Origin of the sequence: Streptomyces odontotermitis (assembly GCF_050510915.1) — a bacterium.
Lineage (GTDB): Bacteria > Actinomycetota > Actinomycetes > Streptomycetales > Streptomycetaceae > Streptomyces.
Window position 1 is genome coordinate 1 of record NZ_JBNJLS010000045.1, and the last position, 5705, is coordinate 5705.

Consider the following 5705-nt stretch of genomic DNA (forward strand, 5'->3'; position numbering starts at 1 on the left):
CGTCCGCAGCACCAGCGTGTTCACGAAGAACCCGACCAGATCGTCCAGCGCCTCGTCCTGGCGACCCGCCACCGCGCCGCCCAGCGGAATGTCGTCACCCGCACCCAGACGCGAGAGCAGCGTCGCCAGACCCGCCTGCAACACCATGAAGAGCGTGGCGTTGTTGGCGCGGGCCAGGGACGTCAGACCGCGGTGGAGTCCGGGGTCGACAGCGAAGGTGAGCATGCCGCCGCGGTGGCTGGAGACGGCGGGGCGCGGCCGGTCGGTGGGCAGCTCCAGGAGGTCCGGGGCACCCGCGAGCGCGGACTTCCAGAACTCCAACTGGCCACTGATCAGGCTGCCTTCGTCGTCCTCCGCGCCGAGCAGGTCGCGCTGCCACAGCGCGTAGTCCGCGTACTGCACCGGCAGCGGCGGCCACGCGGGGGCGCCGCCCTTCCTGCGCGCCTTGTAGGCGGCGGCGAGGTCGCGGCCGAGCGGGGTCATGGACCAGCCGTCGGAGGCGATGTGGTGCACGGTCAGGAGCAGCACCTGTTCACGGGCACCGAGCACGAACAGCTCCGCGCGGAGCGGGAGTTCGGCGGCCAGGTCGAAGCCGCGGGCCGCGGAGGCCGCGAGCGCCGCGTCCAGGTCGAGCTCGGAGATCTCCTCCACGCGCAGCTCCGGCCGGGCGTCGGCCGGGTCGAGGAGCTGCTGGTACGGGACGCCCGCCGCCTCCGGGAAGAGGGTGCGCAGGCTCTCGTGCCGGGCCACCACGTCCCCGAGGGCCGCGCGCAGCGCCGCCACGTCGAGGGTGCCGTGCAGGCGCAGGGCGAGCGGGATGTTGTAGGTGGCGCCGGGGCCGTCGAGCCGGTCGAGGAACCAGAGGCGGCGCTGCGCGTACGACAGGGGGACCCGGTCGGGGCGGACGGCGGGCAGCAGCGGCGGGCGGGCCGCGGCGGCCTCGTCGACGCGCTCGGCGAGCGCGCTGACGGTGGGCGCCTCGAACAGGGTGCGGATGGCCAGCTCCACGCCGAGCGCGGCACGGACCCGGGAGACCAGGCGGGTGGCGAGCAGCGAGTGGCCGCCGAGCTCGAAGAAGTGGCCGTCGGCGAACACCTCGTCGAGGCCGAGGACTTCGGCGAACAGGCCGCACAGGATCTCCTCGCGCGGCGTGCGGGGCGCCCGGCCCTGCTCGCCGCCGCCGAGGTCGGGGGCGGGCAGCGCCTTGCGGTTGAGCTTGCCGTTGGGGGTCAGCGGCAGCGCGTCGAGGGGCACGAAGGCGGCCGGGACCATGTAGCCGGGCAGGTCGCGGACGGCGTGGGCGCGGGCCTGGGCGGCCTCGGCCGGGGTGTGTCCGGCGGCCGGCACGAGGTAGGCGACGAGCCGCTTGTCGCCGGGCCGGTCCTCGCGGACCACGACGGCGACCTGGGCGACGGCCGGGTGGGCGGCGAGGACGGCCTCGATCTCGCCGAGCTCGATGCGGAAGCCGCGGATCTTCACCTGGTCGTCGGCGCGGCCGACGAACTCCAGGCCGCCGTCCTCGGTCCAGCGGGCGACGTCGCCGGTGCGGTACATGCGGGTGCCGGGCGGGCCGAACGGGTCGGCGACGAAGCGGCCCGCGGTCAGCTCCGGGCGGCCCAGATAGCCGCGGGCGAGGCCGGCCCCGGCGACGTACATCTCCCCTGCGACGCCCGGCGCGGCGGGGCGGAGGCCGCCGTCGAGGACGTAGATCCGCAGGTCGGGAATGGCCCCGCCGATCATGCTGCCGGGTCCCGCGGCGGCGCTCGGCGCGTCCAGGGCGAGATGGCTGACGTGCACCGTGGTCTCGGTGATGCCGTACATGTTGACGAGGACGGGCGCGTGGTCGTCGTGGCGGGCGTACCAGTCGGCGAGCCGCCACAGGTCGAGCGCCTCACCGCCGAACACCACGTACTTGAGGGTGAGTCGGTCGCCGATCTCCGGGTGTTCGCGGTCGGCCTGGGTGAGCTGGTAGAAGGCCGACGGGGTCTGGTTGAGGACCGTCACGCGCTCCTCGGCGAGCAGCCTCAGGAACTCCTCCGGGGAGCGGCTGACGGCGTGCGGGACGACGACGAGGCGGCCGCCGTGCAGCAGCGGCCCCCACAGCTCCCACACCGAGAAGTCGAAGGCGTAGGAGTGGAAGAGCGTCCACACGTCGTCGGGCCCGAAGTGGAACCAGTGGTCGGTGGTGCCGAAGAGCCGCACCACGTTCTGGTGCGGGACGACCACGCCCTTGGGGCGGCCCGTCGAACCGGAGGTGTAGATGACGTACGCGGGGTGGTGCGGCTGGAGCGCGACGGCGGGCGGCGTGGTCGGCTCGGCGGCGAGGGCGTCCTGCGTGGCGTGCTCGTCGAGCACCAGGCACTCGGTGTCCGCGCCCAGGTCGAGCCCCTCGGGCACACCCGCGCCGGAGCGGGTGAGCAGCAGCGCGGGGCGGGCGTCGTCCAGCATGTACGCGAGCCGGTCCACCGGGTAGTCGGGGTCGAGCGGCACATAGGCGGCGCCGGACTTGAGGGTGGCGAGCACGGCCACCACGAGGTCGGCGCAGCGGGGCAGGGCGAGCGCCACGAACCGTTCGGGTCCGGCGCCGTGCCGGGCCAGGAGGTGCGCCAACTGGTTGGCGCGGGCGTCGAGTTCGGCGTAGGTGAGGTGCTCGCCGGCGCAGCTGACGGCGGTCGCGTCGGGGGTGCGGGCGGCCTGTGCGGCGAACAGGGCGGGGATCGTGGCGGGTTCGACGGGGGCGGGTTCGACGGGGGCGGGGGCGGCTGCGGAGCCGGCTCCGTGGCCGTTCCACTCCTCGACGACGCGGTGCAGCTCCTCGGGGCCGAGGACGTCGACGCGCCCTGCGGGGCGGGCCGGGTCGTCGGCGAACGCCTCGAAGATCCGCACGAGGCGGTCGCCGACGCGGCGCACCGCGGCGGTGTCGAAGAGGTCGGGGCGGTGATCGAGGCGCATGGTGAGGCGGCCGTCGACGACGCTCGCGATGACGCCGAGCGCGTAGTGCGTGGCGTCGGTGGCGTCAAGGCCGGTCAGCGTCAGGTCGCCGCTGTCGGGCTGGAGTTGGGCCATGTCGAGCGGGTAGTTCTCGAAGACCGCGATGGTGTCGAAGAGCGGGCTGTGCCCGGCGATGCGCTGCACCTCGGTGAGGCCCAGGTGCTGGTGGGCCATGAGGGACGCCTGCCGGGCCTGGAGCCGCTGGAAGGCGTCGGTGAGCGGCTCGGCGGCGGGGAGTTCGAGGCGCACCGGCAGGGTGTTGATGAAGAGGCCCACCATGGTCTCGATGCCGGGGATCTCCGGTGGTCGCCCGGACACGGTCGCGCCGAAGACGATGTCGTCGCGGCCGGTCAGCTTGGCGAGCAGCAGCGCCCAGGCGCCCTGGAGCACGGTGTTGAGGGTCAGCCCGTGCTCGCGCGCCTGGTCGGTGAGGCGGGTGGTGAGCTCCTCGGTGAGGGCGACGGTGAGGTGCCGGGGCACCGTGGTGGGGGGCGGGGCGTCGGCGGGGGTGAGCAGGCTGGGCTCGCCGAGCCCGTCGAGTGCCTTGGCCCAGGCGGTCTCGGCGGCGGCCTTGTCCTGCCCGTCGAGCCAGGCCAGGTACTGGCGGTAGGGCGTGACGCGCGGCAGCGCGCCGTCGTCGCCGCGGGTGGCGTACAGCTGGAACAGCTCGCGCACCAGGACCGGCATGGACCAGCCGTCCATCAGGATGTGGTGCTTGGTGAGGACCAGGCGGTGGCGGCCCTCGCCGAGGCGGTACAGGCCGCCGCGCAGCAGCGGCGGCCTGGTCAGGTCGAACCGCTCGGCCCGGTCGGCGGCGAGCAGCTCGTCCAGCTCGGCCCGCTGCCGCTCGGGGTCGGCGGCCAGATGTCCCAAGTCCGTTTCGCGCCAAGGGAGTTCCACCTCGTGCGGCACGATCTGCACGGTGCGGCTGAGCCCCTCGTAGCGGAACGCGGCGCGCAGGTTCGGGTGGCGGCGCAGCAGGCCGTTGGCGGCGGCCCGCAGCGCGGCCGGGTCCAGCGGCCCGTCCAGGTCGAAGATGAGCTGCACGGTGTAGATGTCGGCTGCGTGCTCGTCGTACAGCGCGTGGAAGAGCAGCCCCTCCTGCAGGGGTGACAGCGGCAGTACGTCGGCGAGTCCCGGCTTCGTCATTGAGAAGTTCTCCAGTCGGCTTCCAGCAGGTCGATCTCGGCCTGGGACAGAGAGACAAGGGTCAGGTCGGAGGGCGTGTGCCCGCCGGACTCGGGGGCGCGTGCGTGGTCGGCGAGGACGGTCAGGGCGCGGAACCAGGTGTCGGCGAGGTCGGCGACCTCGGCCCCGGTGAACAGGTCGTCCGCGTAGGTCCAGGTCGCCACCAGGCGCGGCCCCTCGGGGTGGTCCTGGGTGAGGGCGTTGAGCTCCAGTTCGTGGGTGAGCGGCATCCCGGGGTCGCTGCCGCCGCCGAGCGCCGGGGCCTCGGGGGCCGCGGTCCAGGGCTCTTCGGGGCGGGCGGCGGCCGGGAAGCGGCCCAGGTAGTTGAAGCCGAGCTGCGGGGGCGGCGCGGCGGGCAGCGGGTCGCCGGGCGCCAGGTGGCGCAGCATCCCGTAGCCGATGCCGCTGTCCGGCAGGGCGCGCAGCTGCTCCTTGATGCGCTTGAGCGCCTCGCCGACGGCGGGCCCGCCGGCCCAGAAGTCGGCCCGTGAGGCGGGGCCCGGGTCGAGCCGCACCGGGTAGAGGCTGGTGAACCAGCCGACGGTGCGGGACAGGTCGACACCGGCCACGACGTTCTCGCGGCCGTGCCCCTCCAGGTCCACCAGGACCGTGGGGCCGCTGCCCTTGGCGCGCCGGGCCCGCCAGTCGGCGACGGCGAACGCGAACGCGGTGAGCAGCACGTCGTTGACGCCGGCGTGGAACGCGGCGGGCACCTCGCCGAGCAGCGGTGCGGTGCGCTCGGCGGGCAGGGTGCGCTCGACGGCGCGCTCGGTGGCGAACGTGTCCCGGCCGAGGTCGAGCCTGCGCCCGCCGACGACGGGGTCGTCACCGGTCAACTGCCGCTGCCACAGCAGCAGTTCGTCCATGCGTCCGGGCGCTGCGGCGGTCAGCTCGCGGGCCCAGACCCGCAGCGGCGTCGGCACCGGGGCCGGGTCCGGCTCCCCGCCCTTGGCGAGGGCCTCGCAGGCGGCGGCCAGATCCGGTACGAGGATGCGCCAGGACACCCCGTCGACGACCAGGTGGTGGATGACGAGCAGCAGCCGCCCCGCGGCGCCGGGCCCGGCGTCGAACCAGACCGCCTGGAGCATCAGCCCGTCGTCCGGCGACAGCCAGCCCGCGGCGACGTCGGTCTCGTCCTCGACGACGGCGCGCAGCCGCTCGCTGCCGATGCCGCTCGCGTCGATCCGCCGCACCACGTCGCGGGCCGCGACCGCGCCCGGCTCGGGCACGTCGAGGGCCCAGCCGTCGGCGCGGACCAGACGGGCCCGGAGCGCGTCGTGGTGGTCGAGGAGGGCCTGCACGGCGAGGATCAACTGGTCCTCGGTGAGCCCGGCCGGGGTGTGCACGAGCATCGACTGGTGGAAGCGGTCGATGGGGCCGCCGCGGTCGCGCAGCCACCGCACGATCGGCGTCGCGGGCACCCGGCCGACCCCGCTGCCCGCGGCGAGGACGGGCGCCGCCTCGACGGCCCCGGCCACGGCCGCGAGGGCGGCGACCGTCTTGTGGTCGAAGACCTGTCTGGGCTC

The 5705-nt window shown here is 74.9% G+C and carries 2 protein-coding genes; both read right to left on the bottom strand.

Annotated elements, in window-relative coordinates; translation table 11 throughout:
• Positions 1–4140, bottom strand: a 4140-nt coding sequence (locus ACQB60_RS45630; protein ID WP_496932022.1) for an amino acid adenylation domain-containing protein, incomplete at its 3' end; no start/stop codon positions are given.
• A partial coding sequence (locus tag ACQB60_RS45635) for a condensation domain-containing protein (protein ID WP_496932023.1) occupies positions 4137–5705 on the bottom strand: 1569 nt, incomplete at its 5' end. The genes ACQB60_RS45630 and ACQB60_RS45635, both read right to left, overlap by 4 nt.